Origin of the sequence: Lysinibacillus sp. FSL W8-0992, from assembly GCF_038008685.1 — a bacterium.
Taxonomy (GTDB): Bacteria; Bacillota; Bacilli; order Bacillales_A; family Planococcaceae; genus Lysinibacillus.
On sequence record NZ_JBBOZQ010000001.1, the window covers coordinates 3,560,617 to 3,575,597 of the forward strand.

The 14,981-nt window shown below is 35.3% G+C and carries 13 protein-coding genes; 5 read left to right on the forward strand and 8 right to left on the reverse strand.

The features are described from left to right. Positions 1-519 precede the first annotated feature (519 nt). Complete coding sequence (locus NSQ74_RS17910; protein WP_340825127.1) at positions 520-1,641, forward strand: YibE/F family protein; 1,122 nt, start codon at positions 520-522, stop codon at positions 1,639-1,641. A gap of 1 nt (position 1,642) precedes the next feature. After that, entirely contained in the window at positions 1,643-2,437 is a 795-nt protein-coding gene (locus tag NSQ74_RS17915; RefSeq protein WP_340825130.1) for a YibE/F family protein, read from the forward strand. Between the two features lie 107 nt (positions 2,438-2,544). Here NSQ74_RS17915 and NSQ74_RS17920 read toward each other — a convergent pair whose 3' ends face one another. Genes NSQ74_RS17920 through NSQ74_RS17930 form a run of 3 tightly spaced genes read right to left on the reverse strand, consistent with a single transcriptional unit; the run spans position 2,545 to position 4,473 of the window. Beyond that, positions 2,545-3,333: an ABC transporter permease subunit gene (locus NSQ74_RS17920; RefSeq protein WP_340825131.1), complete on the reverse strand. Its 789-nt coding sequence runs from the start codon at positions 3,331-3,333 to the stop codon at positions 2,545-2,547. Further along, positions 3,330-4,238 (reverse strand): ABC transporter ATP-binding protein, encoded by a 909-nt coding sequence (locus tag NSQ74_RS17925; RefSeq protein WP_340825132.1) that lies wholly within the window; start codon positions 4,236-4,238, stop codon positions 3,330-3,332. Before NSQ74_RS17925 ends, NSQ74_RS17920 begins: the two co-directional genes overlap by 4 nt. Next, a complete protein-coding gene (locus NSQ74_RS17930; protein ID WP_340825133.1) occupies positions 4,222-4,473 on the reverse strand; it encodes a PLD nuclease N-terminal domain-containing protein in 252 nt (83 codons plus the stop codon). Before NSQ74_RS17930 ends, NSQ74_RS17925 begins: the two co-directional genes overlap by 17 nt. A 234-nt stretch (positions 4,474-4,707) precedes the next feature. On the opposite strand from NSQ74_RS17930, the gene NSQ74_RS17935 reads away from it, so the two are divergent. Both NSQ74_RS17935 and NSQ74_RS17940 read left to right on the forward strand, forming a co-directional pair. After that, complete coding sequence (locus NSQ74_RS17935; RefSeq protein ID WP_340825134.1) at positions 4,708-5,088, forward strand: GntR family transcriptional regulator; 381 nt, start codon at positions 4,708-4,710, stop codon at positions 5,086-5,088. Between the two features lie 199 nt (positions 5,089-5,287). Then, positions 5,288-5,905: an HAD-IA family hydrolase gene (locus NSQ74_RS17940; RefSeq protein WP_340825136.1), complete on the forward strand. Its 618-nt coding sequence runs from the start codon at positions 5,288-5,290 to the stop codon at positions 5,903-5,905. Positions 5,906-6,153: 248 nt separating this feature from the next. Here the strand turns inward: NSQ74_RS17940 and NSQ74_RS17945 are convergent, their stop codons facing one another. Next, on the reverse strand, positions 6,154-7,119 hold the full coding sequence (locus NSQ74_RS17945) for a VanW family protein (RefSeq protein WP_340826497.1): 966 nt from the start codon (positions 7,117-7,119) through the stop codon (positions 6,154-6,156). Positions 7,120-7,550: 431 nt separating this feature from the next. Here NSQ74_RS17945 and NSQ74_RS17950 point away from each other — a divergent pair, with 431 nt between their 5' ends. Next, a complete protein-coding gene (locus NSQ74_RS17950; RefSeq protein ID WP_340825138.1) occupies positions 7,551-10,046 on the forward strand; it encodes a LuxR C-terminal-related transcriptional regulator in 2,496 nt (831 codons plus the stop codon). Between the two features lie 306 nt (positions 10,047-10,352). Here NSQ74_RS17950 and NSQ74_RS17955 read toward each other — a convergent pair whose 3' ends face one another. The 4 genes from NSQ74_RS17955 to NSQ74_RS17970 form a co-directional block, all read right to left on the reverse strand. Continuing rightward, on the reverse strand, positions 10,353-10,961 hold the full coding sequence (locus NSQ74_RS17955; protein WP_340825139.1) for a CAP domain-containing protein: 609 nt from the start codon (positions 10,959-10,961) through the stop codon (positions 10,353-10,355). 808 nt (positions 10,962-11,769) lie between these two features. Further along, a complete protein-coding gene (locus NSQ74_RS17960) occupies positions 11,770-12,912 on the reverse strand; it encodes a DHHW family protein (RefSeq protein WP_340825141.1) in 1,143 nt (380 codons plus the stop codon). Positions 12,913-12,926: 14 nt separating this feature from the next. Further along, entirely contained in the window at positions 12,927-14,312 is a 1,386-nt protein-coding gene (locus NSQ74_RS17965; RefSeq protein WP_340825143.1) for an MBOAT family O-acyltransferase, read from the reverse strand. Between the two features lie 3 nt (positions 14,313-14,315). Continuing rightward, positions 14,316-14,798 carry a DUF4358 domain-containing protein gene (locus NSQ74_RS17970; RefSeq protein WP_340825144.1) on the reverse strand — a complete coding sequence of 161 codons (483 nt, stop codon included), beginning with the start codon at positions 14,796-14,798 and terminating at the stop codon, positions 14,316-14,318. Positions 14,799-14,981 lie beyond the last annotated feature (183 nt).

The following is a 14,981-nucleotide window of genomic DNA, read 5'->3' on the forward strand; positions in this document are numbered from 1 at the left end:
ATATGCCGATTGTGAAATAATTGTGGTTATCGTCCTTTTTTCTTTACTAAACCCTCCTTCGGCAACCTCACTCCTTTTAAAAGGAACAGTGGAAGAACAATTCCATGTTATTAGTATCCGCATTATGATGAATGTATAATGTACGCCATCCCTATAACACGGTCACATTTTTTGTATAGCTTGTCACTCCCCTCCCAGTTTCATGACAGACATTCAATGTAATTTTATCTGAATGTTTTTACATATTCAGTGGAATGACTAAAAATGATACGTGCAAGTCAATATAACTAAATATTCAACGGATGCCACCGTCAAACCATCATAGACGGCATGCTCCTTTATCTTAAAAGGGAAACCTTAAATGGTTAAGAGCGTTCCTTCCTACGTGACTACTTTTGACCAGCCTTGACATAGAAAAATAGGAATGTTAATGTGAGTCATTGTTCAACGCAGCTTCAGTACAACGGACACTTCACTTGCTACGAACATAGTCAAATTCCCCTCATTGGAGGTTTTTTATTGTTTACTACTATTTCTCATAAAAAACGGATTTTATTCTATATCCTATTAGCGTTGTGCTTTGTGGCTTCCGTTTTATTTGTTTCTCACAATGAATCCTTTTATGAGCGGCCAATTGCGGAAGTGATAAAAACAGAGTTGGAAGATTCAACACCTATATCAGATATGTATAGTAATGATGATCAATTATTTACGCAGCAAATAACTGCATTAGTGAAAAATGGAGAAGCCAAAGGTCAACTTATTCATTTAACAAATGAGTATTCTTCCTCTGGCGCTTTTGATCACGAATACAAGGTCGGAAACAAACTTTTTGTTTCTATAAAGGCAGACAACGCTCAAAAAGGGCAATTATCAGGTTTGATTTTAGACGCAAAGCGCGATCAATACGTATTAATCGTTGCGTGGATTTTTATTTTCGCCTTATTAATTGTTGGCAAAAGACAGGGGCTATTTTCAATAATCAGTTTGATCGTTAATGCACTTTTATTATCATTTGCATTGGATTTATATGTAAAGCACGCTAACGTCAGCTTGTTATTCGTTAGCGGTGTATGTGTTCTGCTATTTACCGGTGTTTCATTGATACTCATAAATGGATTAAATGAAAAAACCTATGCGGCAATGCTGGCAACACTTTTAGGAACGTTCATTTCATTACTTATTAGCTTTTTCGTATTGTGGATTACATCTGAAAATGGCCTTCGATACGAGGAAATGCAATTTCTAACGCGTCCTTATCGCATGGTTTTTATGGCTGGTTTATTTATCGGGGCATTAGGGGCTGTAATGGATGTTTCAATTACTATGGCTTCTTCCATGTTTGCTTTGTATGAACAAGATCCATCCATTTCTGACAAAGCTTTAAAAGTTTCAGGGCTTGATATTGGGAAAGATGTGATGGGCACAATTACGAGTATTTTGTTTTTTGTGTATATATGCGGTTCCATTCCTATGCTTATTTTATATTTAAAAAATTCGTCTACGCTAGGGCTAACACTTTCCATGAATCTTTCATTAGAATTAGCTCGTGCTCTAGCAGGTGGTATTGGCGTTGTCTTAACAATCCCTATCAGTCTTTATACTTCTATTTTTTTCATTAAACGAAAGAGGGTAAATTGATATGAATGTATTAGTGTGGCTAGCAGCTATTTTATTTATATTAATGATTGTTATTGGTGGAAAAAAAGGGGTACGCTCTTTTCTTTCTCTATTTTTAAATTTTGGGGTGCTCTTTGTAACGATTTTTTTAATGACTAATCCTAAAAACAGCCCCATCGTATTAACATTTATTGCCTGCACAATCATTAGTTGGATTAGCCTATTTTATATTAATGAAAAGAATAGCAAAACAATCACCGCATTTATTTCGACGATGATTACCATTGTCATACTTCTCTTTTTTATTGTGGTTGTCACAGGGAAGTCTATGATTCAAGGGTTTGGAGAAGAATCTACAGAGGAAATTAGTATCTTTTCACTTTATATTGGTGTTAACTTTGTTCAAATTGGCGCTTCTGTAATTATTATGAGTACAATTGGAGCCATTTTAGACGTCGCCATTTCCATCGCTTCGTCCATGCATGAAATTTTTCACCACAACCCTCTCATTAGCAGAAAAAAATTGTTCACATCAGGCTTAAGCATTGGGAAAGATATTTTAGGAACGGATACAAATACGCTATTTTTCGCTTTTTTCGGTGGCTATTTAGGACTTTTAATATGGTTTAAAGATTTAAACTACTCGATTGGCGAAATCATCAACTCTAAAGTGTTCAGCACTGAGCTCATCACAATTTTTTGTGCGGGAATCGGCATAGCTGCCATTATCCCCATCGCATCTTCTGTTAATGCCTATTATTTAGTCAAAACTCGGGAAAAAGTACGTGCACAAGAAAGTGCCAGTCACTCAAAGTGACTGGCACTATTTTTTCTGAAATTTTCATGTCGTTGTTTTATGATACTAAGAGCAAACTAACTAATGCTTTTGGATTATTGGACTCGTAGTTTCCCTCTCCTTGTATATTAATCTTTATGATATTTCTTTTCTGAAATCCAATAGTGCGAAATCGTTACGGTTAAAGAAATCCATATGAAAGTAATTAACATATTGCCGTATAAATGCGAATCGACTGAACCCGTTATTAATACCATCATTGCATGTTGACTCATTCCTGCAGGATTTAATAAATCAATTATTGGATGTACGCCACTAATTATTTTAAAAATAAACAAGCAAACGATACTAATTAAAGCGATAACGCCCTGTCCATTAAAAATAGTGCTCACCATCGAAGTAAAAGAAATCATAAAAAGAACCCATAATTGATAAAAAACAATGGCTAGTATCATATCAAGAAATGAAATATTATTAAACAAAAAATTTACATAAACGTAAGATACAACATATCCAAATGTCACACTAATAGCTACAACTGAGAAATTAGAAAAAAGCTTTCCACCGATGTATGAACCTACTTTTACAGGTCTTGTTAGAATAAAATCAAGCATCCCATTTGCTTTATCTGACTGAATGATGCCCATCATAGAAATGACAACAATCATAATGCCCAACTGATCGAATTGCGAACCAAGAGTTGCGGCCATTACCTGCGCTCCATCCTGCTGAATCATTAAAGGGTCAATCGTAATGCCTTGATTTCCTCCAAGCGAGGCTAAAATTGATGGTAAATAGTATGTAACAACCGGTTGCGTTGCGCCTAAAAACATAAAAGCAAGAGGTAACCAAATAACTTTAAAGTCACGAAACATTTGTACATATTCTTTTTTAGTTAAAATAGAAAAAGGCGTCATACACTCACCACCAGTTTTAAAAAGATTTCTTCTAACGTCTCACTGCTTCCAACTTCAAATCGAACAATATCAATCTTGTTTTCCAGCGCATCACGGAGTAACATATCTTTATTTTTCTGAACATTTTCAAGGGTAACTTTCATTCTTTTTCCGATTACTTCTACATTTTTCACATATGGAAGCTTTTCAACTAATTGCACCCAAAGCATGTTTTCAGATGCTATTTCAAGATGAACAACCGATTCATTGTTGTGCGTTAATAATTTATCTAATGTCGTATCTTCAATTTTCTTTCCTTGTTTCATGATAACAAATCGTTCACAGATTTCTTCTGCATCACCTAAAATGTGAGTTGATAATAAAATAGTCGTTTCATGTTTAATTTCTTGAATTAAATTTAAAACCTCTCTCCTACCTATTGGATCTAATGCCGAAACAGGCTCATCCATGACAATAAAAGATGGCTTATGTAAAAGCGTTTGGGCAATGCCTAATCTCTGCTTCATTCCCCCAGAAAATGTTTGGACTTTCTCATTTTGTTCGTTATATAATCCAACTTTTTTTAATATTGCTGGTACTTCCTCAATAAGTTTTTCTTTTGCTATACCTGATAACTGTCCCATAAAGAAGAGTGTTTCTTTGGCTGTCATCCAATGGAAAAAGTCAGGGTATTGTGGAAGATAACCTATTTCTTTTTTCATATTTGAAATTTTTTTCCCATTTAGAAGTACTTCGCCTTTATCTGCATATAAGATGTCTGCAATGATTTTAATTAACGTAGACTTTCCAGCGCCGTTTGGCCCTATGAGTCCCACACACTGACCAGTTTCAACTTCCATAGTAAAGTTATTGACTGCTGTCTTTGTTTTAAAGTTTTTTGTGACATCTTTAATTTCTAACTTCATAAGTTTTTTCTCCTTTTCGTCCAATAGTGAAATATAAAATGGGTCCAATGGTATTAAAAAATAAGATAACTATTGTCCATAAAAGAACATTTGCCCTTGTCTTACGGTGCCGATACAAATCAAACAGTGCAATTAGAATAAGAATGAGTCCAACCACCATAAACGGTAATGCAATCTGTAGTACTGCCAACCAATCGATATCCTTCAATTCATTTAACCCATAGTGAAGTTTCATTAAAAATTCTCCTTTTCATTTACATTATCATTACTGATAATGATAACAATAACACACATTTTTTGGAATTGCATCTTTTTATTGCATTCATTTTATGTTACCATTCATTATTATCTATAATGATAATATTATCAAAAAGAATAATTTATTTACCCTAACACATGTTTAACTACATTTTTCTTCAAAAAAAAAACGAAATCCAAGCAAGGGATATTATTTTTATAGGGGGTTACGATGTTACAAATGAAGATAGATACGAATAGCCAATTGCAAATTTATAAACAAGTCGTAAATCAAATTATTGAACTCATTGCAAAAGGCCAAATTCAACACAATGATAGTCTTCCTTCTGTTCGAAATATGGCGAAAGATATAGGAATAAACATACATACAGTTTCAAAAAGCTATCATGAACTTGAGAAAAAAGGGATTATAAAGATGGAGAATCGAGTAAAAGCAAAAGTTATCGCTAGCTCAAATCAGGTAATAGAAGAATCTAAACTACACAATTTTGAACTTTCTATAAAAAACGTTATGATGGAAGCTTATGTAATGGGATTTAATAAGAAAAAAATTAGTCAATCTATCACAAAAATTTTAGATGAATTGGATTAAATAATTGTATTGCATTTCTTCTCTTACAAGTTTTTTAATATTTGCAAATATGTATGCACAAGGTCCTCTACACGAAAACTCAATATCTGTTTCTTTTTTTCTGCATTCATGTCATTATGAACGAATGATTATATGTATTTAAAACATACATCTAAATAATAATGATAAATCCAACTACAACTTAAAGGAGAAAAATACAATGAAACATATAATATTTGATTTTGATGGAACACTTGCAGATTCCACAGCAGTTCTCGCCTCTGTATGGAACATAATCGCCAAAAAATATGAATTTAAGGAAGTACAGTTAGAGGATATTGATTCGCTAAAAAAAATATCAATTACTGAACGAAGTAAATTATTTAACTTCCCCCTACACAAGCTACCTATTATACTTCCTCAATTTTACCGATTATATCAACAGTCATTAAAAGAAGTTCATCTATTTCATGGTATGAAAGATGTTTTAAAGGAAATTGAAAGCAACGGTTATACAATCGCGATTATCTCCTCTAATTCAAAAGACAATATTTTGGAATTTTTAAACATGAATGGCATTGACCAAGTCTCCGAAGTACTGTGCTCTAGCCGTATTTTTGGAAAGGATAAAGTAATTAAAAAATATTTAAAAGAATCGAACATCAAAAGATCAGACGTGTTATATGTTGGTGATGAGCAACGTGATATCATCGCATGCAAAAAAGTTGGTATTCCAATTATTTGGGTTAATTGGGGATATGACGCAATAGAGGTTATTCAATCCGAAGAGCCTGATTACAAAGTATTTTCTCCAGCAGAAATATTAAATATCATTTGAAGCAAGTAACAAATTTCAGATATCCTTGCACTCGCAAAAAAGACACCTCTTCAAAAGTGTCTACATACTTTTTTCATTTAATTTTGTTATTTCCGCTACGGGCTAGCGTTTTCCGCTCAGCATATGGTACGTTGCAATTTGTTTGCGTAAAGGAGTCGCCGTCCTCTACTCCAATAACTAAATAACAGGCAGCAAGATTAAATTTCTTGATGCCTGCTGTCGTCAAAGCTACCCACGTGATTAGCTTTCTATTGAGTTGTAAGCTTTTTTAAAACCGCTTGGTATTTTTCTGATGTTCGCACTTCTACTGTTAAAAAATCTTTTCCATAGGTCGCCTTTATCAAAAATGGTACATCACTCGTGTTTTGAAACCTAAAATCTAATCCACCGTACGACACCGTTGCATCTCTACCCTTTGGGACGTAGCCAACATCTAATGAATGATGATGTCGCTCGACGAATTTTATAGGTAATTGATCGACTGCATTAAACAACGTTGAGGAAGTTTGGCATATCCCCCCACCGATGCCCATGACAAGTTTTTTATTAATAATTTCAGGTGCAGGCTGATAACCGTTTTCTTCATCTCTAGGTCCAACAACAGTATTAAAAGAAAAAGTATCCCCGCTCCCAACAATAACATTATTGATGGCCTTTGCTGAAAGTTCAATATTTTTGTTTCTTCCTGCATCTGATGAATTAAAGTATGTTGTATAAGAGGCCACAACAACATCCTCTAAATACGGTATGTCTTCAAGATAATAGCCACTTTCTGTAATATACAATGGCATTTCTACCTTGCCCCCCGTTGCAGATGCAGCTAGCACCCTTTCAACCAATTCACTTTCTTTTAAAATCATCAATGGACTGCCTTTAATAATCCCACCATTATCATCCAATTTGTCGAGTACCATTCGCTTATCTAAACCAACTACTGTATCTGTTCCTCTTGCTAACTGCTGTGCAAATTGTTCAATTTTCTTTTTATACGATTCAGGGTCTGTTTCATAGCCTAGTTCCTGTGGTGATATGATGTGGATGATTTCCAAAGATTGCGGATCAACAATTTCAACCACGACAGGTCCAGCTTCCCGCTCCTTGTCCTCCGTGTACGTCACTGGCTGCTTTACATCGTCAGTTTCAATTTGTTCGTTCTCTAATTTTTCTTGACAACCAGCCAAAGCAATAGTACATCCTAAACAAAGTACAGCCATCCATCTCTTCAAGTTCAAACACCTACCTCTAACTTACTTACAGCAACATCTTATTCGACTAGTAAGGATAGTGTGTTTCTTTTCATGCATTTTTATTGGTAGTTGCTTAAATAATTGTATATAAACTATGGAGAACTAGGTAACTAACCAATCTATAGTGGTGTAATTTTTATTCATTTTACATAATCTAACCGATTAGAAAACTTTCCATAAAAATTGAGTAGATGCTCGCTTTTGTAGAGTGATGAATTGTTCAAAATTAAATGTTCGTCATTTTCTGTGTCGTAAAGTCGCATGTTTCTACTATATATATATAGAAAAAGTCAACGAACAAAGTTATGGTTAGGACTATTAACATTCGTAATAATGCTGAAGCTTGTAGTAAAATTAATTACATCATTATCCTAAATTTTGAAAAGGAGGTAGAAAAGATGCCTACTACACTATTGTCTTCTAAATTAACGATTCCTCTCAACGCACCTGATTTAATTGAGCGAAAACAATTATTTGATCTTTTACGACTTCATACTTATAAAAAAGTAACGATTTTACGTGCTCCAGCAGGCTATGGGAAAACAACTGTACTAAGCAGCTGGTTTGAAAATAGTAAGGAAGCTGTGGCTTGGGTTTCACTTGATGCAGCTGAAAATGATCCGATTCGTTATTGGACTTATGCTGTGCATGCCGTTGCCAAAGCTTATCAATGCAATATAGATCAAATACTTGCTCCACTATTACATGCTCAAGACTTAGCAACACTTGAATTTTTTATTAATTCATTTTTGGAAGAACTCAATGCTTTAGCAAAACCAATACATATTGTATTAGATGATTATCATGTAATTGATAATCCCGCAATTCATCAACTTATGACTCAGTTCATAGAGTACTTACCTTCTGAGGCACATATATATATTGCGACTCGGACAGCACTTGCACTCCCTACTGCTAAGTGGCGTGTTAAACAATGGCTACAAGAATTCAATGTGGATCATTTACGCTTTACGTTGCAAGAAACTAAGCAATTTTTTTCCTGCAAACATGCAGTTCCACTAAATCAACAACATTTACAAAATGTTTTAGACAAAACGGAAGGATGGGTAGCTGGATTATTGTTAACGCGCTTGGCGAATGAACAACAGGTGGACCCGTTCGATCATATCGCGCAGCCGTTTATTTCTGAGTTTCTATGGCAAGAAATTATTCAAAACCTTCCGTCAACAACACAAAAATTTCTCATACAGACATCTTTACTGCACGAGCTAGAACCTGCTATATGTGACCAGCTCACAAAGCAATCGAATAGCCTTGAATTGTTAGAAAATTTAGAAGCAAAAGGTCTATTTATCATTCGTCTGCAATCAAAAAAGCCTGTTTTCCGCTACCATCATTTATTTGCTGAAGCTTTACAATTAGAACTAAACAAACAATATTCAGTTCAGCAAGTACAATTGATTGTCCAAGAAGTTGCTCATTCTATTTACAAGCAGGGAAATTATAATTCTGCCATTGAGCTAGCACTTAAATATGAACAATATGAACAAGCAGCTTCATGGATAACAGAACATCTTGTACAGCTCTACGCTTCCGGACAAACAACAACATACATGCGCTGGTTACATCAACTTCGGAGTGCTCACTATATCGTTCCATATGAAATGCTTGTTATCGGCTTCCTAACTTCTATTACAACAATGGATACAAAAATAGCTACTTCCCTTATGGAGGAGCTTGAAATGCGACAACATGTAGAACATTGGATGGAGCAAGAAGAGCATGCTGCGATGGCGTATATATATGAAAGTGCTAAAGCATATGCTATTGTCGCTTCTGGTGGGAATTTACAGTTAGTTGAAGAAATTATGCGCAATCTGCTTGCTAAAGGGCCTGCTCCTTCACGTTGGGATAACGTTCCGATTCCTTATAATATTTTCGAATACAAACTGTCTCGCACTAGTATCGGCTCAAAAGGGAAACTTCAAATAATGGAAGATGGCGAAGCTGTTGGAAAACTTTTTCGAGAAACATCGTTACAAACTGCAAATGTTACAGCATTTAGCTATGGGGTCGCTGCTGAATCTTTATACGAACGAAGTTTAATAGAATATGCTCAAAAGGAGCTTGAAATCGCCATTGGTTTAGGTCATCATCATCAAGATGCTGGTTTATTTATTCCTATGTATTTATTAAAAGCAAAAATTTACACACATCAACAACAAGCAAATACAGCCCGTGCGATGCTAGCCCAAGTATTAGAAGATGTTTCGGAAAAACATTGGCGAACTTCCATTCAAATTATGCAAGCTTATTGTTTTATAGTTGATGGAGATAGTCGAAATGCAGAGATGCTATTACAGGCAACAAAAACGAAGCAACCATTTTGGCAGCTAGTTTATGCTCGTTTACTGTTATTAAAGGGCGAGCTAAACGATGCATTATCTTTTGTCATTCAAGTTAAAACGAAGGCTCAGCAAGATGAGCAAATCGCAACGATTATAGAAGCGACAGTGCTAGAGGTTATTTGCCAGCATCGTTTAGGAAATACTTCTATCGCATTAGATATTTTACATGAAATGTTACAATTAGCAGCAAAATATTATTATATTCGGACATTATTAGATGAGAAGGAGCTACTCCCCCTTCTAGAGCAATATTTTCAATTAGAGTCGTATGCATTAAAATGGAATCCTTACCCAGATTATTATTTCAATTATCTTCAAAGTTGCACAACAAGTGTCGTTCGTAACGAAATATTGACACCACGTGAAATGGAATTGCTCGATCTTTTAGCCAATGGTGTCACCAATCGAGAAATTGCGAAGATGCTGAATTTATCAGATGGAACTGTTCGCGTTTATTTATCTACTATTTATCAAAAACTAGGTGTCAAATCCCGCACACAGGCAATCCTCCACACAAAAAAGTAAATATGAAAATGAGCATCTGACAGCTATTGATTGTTGTTAGTTGCTCTTTTTAGTTTTGTTTAAGGATCTTTGGAGAAATAATGAAAATTTCTGTTTAATTTCCTTAAAGGATGTACTTTTTTATAAAAAAGCTTCTCGCATTAATCAACTTTTTAAAAAGCGCGGACTCCATTTAACATTAGATGGAATTCATTTTATATAGTATGGGTGCTAAAATTGTAGAGATGAATATGTAACGAAGATTGAGCAACTAGTTAATGTACAAAAAAAGAACTGTTCCTATTACGTTGGAACAGTTCTATTATATTATTTTTGAATAAACATTTGAGACCAGTAGTTACCATCTTTCACAAAGCCTACACCGATATGTGTATAGCTTTTGTTTAGAATATTTGCTCGGTGTCCTTCACTATTCATCCAAGCATTTACGACTTCAGTAGCTGATTTTTGACCTTTGGCAATATTTTCTCCAGCTGATTTATACGTAATACCGAAGTTTTTCATCATTGTAAAAGGTATGCCATATGTTGGGCTTGTATGATCGAAGTAGTTTTTATCATGCATGTCTTGAGATTTATATTTTGCTACTCTTGAAAGCTCCCAATCTTCTTTTAATGCTGGAAGTCCTGCTTTTGCTCGTTCTGCATTGACAAGTTTAACTACTTCTTGTTCTACAGATGCTTGCTCATTTGTTGGAATATTAATTTTTTGTCCTACGTTAATTTGATCAGGATTTGCTAGTTGAGGATTTGCATCAATTAGCTCCTGTACGCCTGTTTGAGTGTTTACGGCAATTTTCCAAAGAGAATCACCTGCTACTACTGTATATGAATCAGCTGCCATTGCGCTGATTGGTACTAATAATGATACTGATAATACGGATGCCATTGCGGCTTTTTTTACTTTTTTAAACATGTAATTCATTCCTTCCTGTTTTGCTCTATATTCATGGTAAATAGTTTTGCAACATTATTCATCACTAAATATTTGGAAGGATTTTTACAGTTGTATTACATCTGAAATAATTGACGAATAGATTGCCAGAATAACGGTCTTTTCTCTCAACTTTTTAGTAATAAATTTGAAATATAGTTGTAACAGGAATATATTACTACAAGATTTTTAGTAGAATTAATACCTTTTCATTCATTTAATAACCAATAAATAGAAAATAAATTGTTTGAATGCCTAATTGTTTGAGTGCCTGACACTCGCATAGGCATGCATCTAGCATCATATCCGCTTCTTAAAACGTAAAAATCCACTTCGCTTTCCGCGGGCACATTATTGTAAGCCGCAACCCTCGCGTACGCGCGGTTTGTTGCGTCTTACATTTCGTGTGTTCCCACAGGAGTCTTCGTGGATTTTTACTTGGCTATTCAAAATTGTTTGAGTGCCTGACACTTTGCAAAGACACCATCTTCTAATTGTTTGGGTGCCTGACACTCGCATAGGCATGCACCTAGTATCATATCCGCTTCTTAAAACGTAAAAATCCACTTCGCTTACCGCGGGCACATTATTGTAAGCCGCAACCCTCGCGTATGCGCGGTTTGTTGCGGCTTACATTTCGTGCGTTCCCCCAGGAGTCTTCGTGGATTTTTACTTGGCTATTCAAAATTGTTTGAGTGCCTGACACTTCATAGTCATGTTGGTAAACCCTACTGACTGTACCCATGAAAATTCAGAATTGTTTGAGTGACTGGCACTTTTTCTTATTTATTTATTTATTTATTTTGGAAATGGCAGTATCTTCAACGAAGGTTGTTGTATTAAACAACAGCAGAACATCTTCAATACCATTTTCATTCATATACTGCGTTATATTACCGTTATAGTAGCGCAGGTCGATAACATGTATTTCAGGGATATGATTTGTCAAAAATGGAATGACGTTATGAGCATAAGAGTCTTTGATGACTAAAAGCTTCTGTTGTTCTATCTGCTGTGGGTCAAGCTTTGTCGTAAGCTTCATAAGCGCATGTACTCCTCCTAAGAAATAAGAATATTGATCCTTTTTCTTAAGAAAGCTTGTATCGTACATTGTAGTGAAGGTTTGATTAGAATCTGCGATATACATCTCTGTCTTTACTTGCTTTCGTGGAATATAAGCTTGAATTTGATCAGGCGTTACATTCGTGAATTGACTTCGAGTATGATAGCTTCCAAGAAATGAATTGCTAACGTTTTTAATTAAAAAATCGCTCTGTGAAAGAGGCTCCCACCCCATTTGCTTTGCATACGCAACATACGCTAAATAGGCTCCATATGTCGTCCAATGATGGTCCGTACGGTAGTAAATGGTTTCAGTTGCATGTGGCTCTAAAAAATCAAAACCATTGATAAACGTTAAGTCATTGTGCAATTGCCCTTCTATTAATTGATTGACTTTCTTTTGAGGATACGTTGGAGCTAACCACGGTAAGCGCTCTGGATAAAGCCCAATTGATGTCGGTGCAAGCAAAAATGTCATGTTCACTTTTGGATGCTTATAGGCGAATTGCTTTACTGCATTTATATCTTGTTGCACTTTCGTATTATCTGGTTCTGTAAACTTGTCGAATAAATAGCCGTCTTTCCCTTGGTAGATGTCATTATTCTCTTGTTGCAAGCGGCCTTTTTCTGTGGCTGATTTCAACCATAACCATTTGTCCCGAAATGGGAAATGGTCTGTGACGAAACGCTCCACTTCCTCGGCATATTTTTTCGACAATACATCATCCCATGTTAAACGTGGTGCTGCTTGTAAATATCTATTTTCCAGTTCAGAGAAGCGCTGATGAGGCAAAATGAAAAATAGTAGAGCAAAGAACAGCATCGTACCGACAAAACCAAAAACTAGTAATCGCTCTGCATTTTGCTTCAAATTTGGCTACCTCCTTAAAAACGAAAATATAAAAATGGATTAAACGTAGCGTCGACTAAATAAGCTACAGAAAGAAAATACAATAAGCCGTACCAAGCAATTTGGACTAATGATAACTCACTCGTTTTCTTCCATAATTTCATCGGTATTGAGGCAATGATTAACACGAGTAGTAACACTAAATTCGTATAAAAATAGTACCCAGTGTCATTATTCCAAAGTGATTGCCCATTGAATCCGAACATGGCAGCCAAATAGGCTCCTATTAAAGATGGTTGATCGAAAGCGAACAATACCCATCCAATTAAAATTAGGAAAATAGCGTATAAATGTCTTGTCCAACGTGGTAGGCGAGAAAGTAATGATAGACCCCACCATTTTTCAACAATAAGGATGACGCCGAAATACAGCCCCCACCATATAAAATTCCAACTCGCTCCATGCCAAAAGCCTGTAAGTAGCCAAACGATTAAAATGTTGCGCATTTGTATAGCTAATCCTCTGCGATTGCCACCAAGTGGAATATATACATAATCTCGGAACCAGCTGCTCAGTGAAATATGCCACCTTCTCCAAAAGTCAGTAATGCTTTGGGCAATATAAGGCTTGTTAAAATTTTCATTAAATCGAAAACCAAACATCAAGCCAAGTCCAATCGCCATATCAGAATACCCACTAAAATCAAAATAGATTTGGAAGGCAAAAGCAATAATTCCTAACCAAGCGGTCAACATTGGCATCGTTTCTACATTCGAGCTAGAAATCGTGTCCCAAAGTAAGCCTATATTATTTGCAAGTAGCACCTTTTTCGCTAAACCAATAACAAAGCGCTGCACACCTTCTGCAAACATACTTATACTTTCTGCACGATGCTGGAGTTGTTGGGCAATCGTATTATATGTCACGATTGGGCCAGCGACTAATTGTGGGAACAGTGCGACAAACGTACCGAAATCAATCCAGTTCCGCTGTGCTTTAGCTGTTCCCCTGTAGACGTCGATAATATAAGACATGGATTGGAACGTATAAAAGGATATGCCGATTGGCAAAGGTAGTTCAGTTAACGGAATATCCGTGCCAAGTAACGCATTCACATTGTGAATAAGAAAATCTGCATATTTAAAATAAGATAACAGCATTAAATTGACGATAATAGAGCATACAACAATGCCCTTTCTTTTGACTAATGACATATTTGGCTTATCTAATAACAAACCGAAACTATAATCTGTCAGCGTAGACACTAGCATAATAACGATATAAACTGGTTCACCCCATGCATAAAAAATTAAGCTCATTAAAAATAAAATTAAATTTCTAATTTTTCGAGGCGAGCAATAATAAAGCGTTAGCACTATTGGCAAAAATACGAATAGAAAGAGCAGGCTACTAAATACCATGTGCTATTTTGTTTCGAAGAAGCTATCGTAAACTTTTATCAGCTCGTCGGCACTATCAGAAATCACTAGTAGTACATAATTTCCTTTTGTAATTAGTTTGTAGTTTTTAGCATTTTCGTATTGATCTGGTAAATATTGTTCAAATAGTTTTTGGACATTTTCTGCACGTTGTTTTACTGCCGCTTCGATGTCTGGGATATCCTTAGCGTCCTTTACTTTGAATATAGCAATTTCATTTGATTTAACATTCATCATTGGGATTCGTACTGAATAATCCTCAAGCTTTGCCGCATCAATATTGTATAGATCCTTTAATTCTTCTGCAGATAATTCCATTAAAACAGGTTGCTCTACTTTTTCTAACATTTGGTCTGCCATTTCCTTTGCAGACTGTTTTACTTCAATTGTTGACCCTTTATCTCCAGAGCAAGCCGAAATTACTATGGCAAGCATAGCCGTTAATAGTATCATTATTGTTTTTTTCATGTTAAAAACTCCTTTTTTATTGTGATTCAATGGGAGTAGACGTGGATCATCTACTTACGTTACATAAAAAATTGTTTTCTTTTATAATTTTTTGCGTTTTGCAAAATAATTATACTTTTTTTAACAGGAAATACTTATCTCTACCCAGTTATCTATGTAAAAATATCCATAAAAAAATGGTAT

Coding starts and splice junctions, on each gene's coding strand:
- NSQ74_RS17955 (WP_340825139.1), bottom strand. CDS start 10,961: ATGTTTAAAAAAGTAAAAAAAGCCGCAATGGCATCCGTATTATCAGTA.
- NSQ74_RS17930 (WP_340825133.1), bottom strand. CDS start 4,473: ATGAAACTTCACTATGGGTTAAATGAATTGAAGGATATCGATTGGTTG.
- NSQ74_RS17920 (WP_340825131.1), bottom strand. CDS start 3,333: ATGACGCCTTTTTCTATTTTAACTAAAAAAGAATATGTACAAATGTTT.
- NSQ74_RS17950 (WP_340825138.1), top strand. CDS start 7,551: ATGCCTACTACACTATTGTCTTCTAAATTAACGATTCCTCTCAACGCA.
- NSQ74_RS17945 (WP_340826497.1), bottom strand. CDS start 7,119: ATGGCTGTACTTTGTTTAGGATGTACTATTGCTTTGGCTGGTTGTCAA.
- NSQ74_RS17935 (WP_340825134.1), top strand. CDS start 4,708: ATGTTACAAATGAAGATAGATACGAATAGCCAATTGCAAATTTATAAA.
- NSQ74_RS17940 (WP_340825136.1), top strand. CDS start 5,288: ATGAAACATATAATATTTGATTTTGATGGAACACTTGCAGATTCCACA.
- NSQ74_RS17965 (WP_340825143.1), bottom strand. CDS start 14,312: ATGGTATTTAGTAGCCTGCTCTTTCTATTCGTATTTTTGCCAATAGTG.
- NSQ74_RS17970 (WP_340825144.1), bottom strand. CDS start 14,798: ATGAAAAAAACAATAATGATACTATTAACGGCTATGCTTGCCATAGTA.
- NSQ74_RS17915 (WP_340825130.1), top strand. CDS start 1,643: ATGAATGTATTAGTGTGGCTAGCAGCTATTTTATTTATATTAATGATT.
- NSQ74_RS17925 (WP_340825132.1), bottom strand. CDS start 4,238: ATGAAGTTAGAAATTAAAGATGTCACAAAAAACTTTAAAACAAAGACA.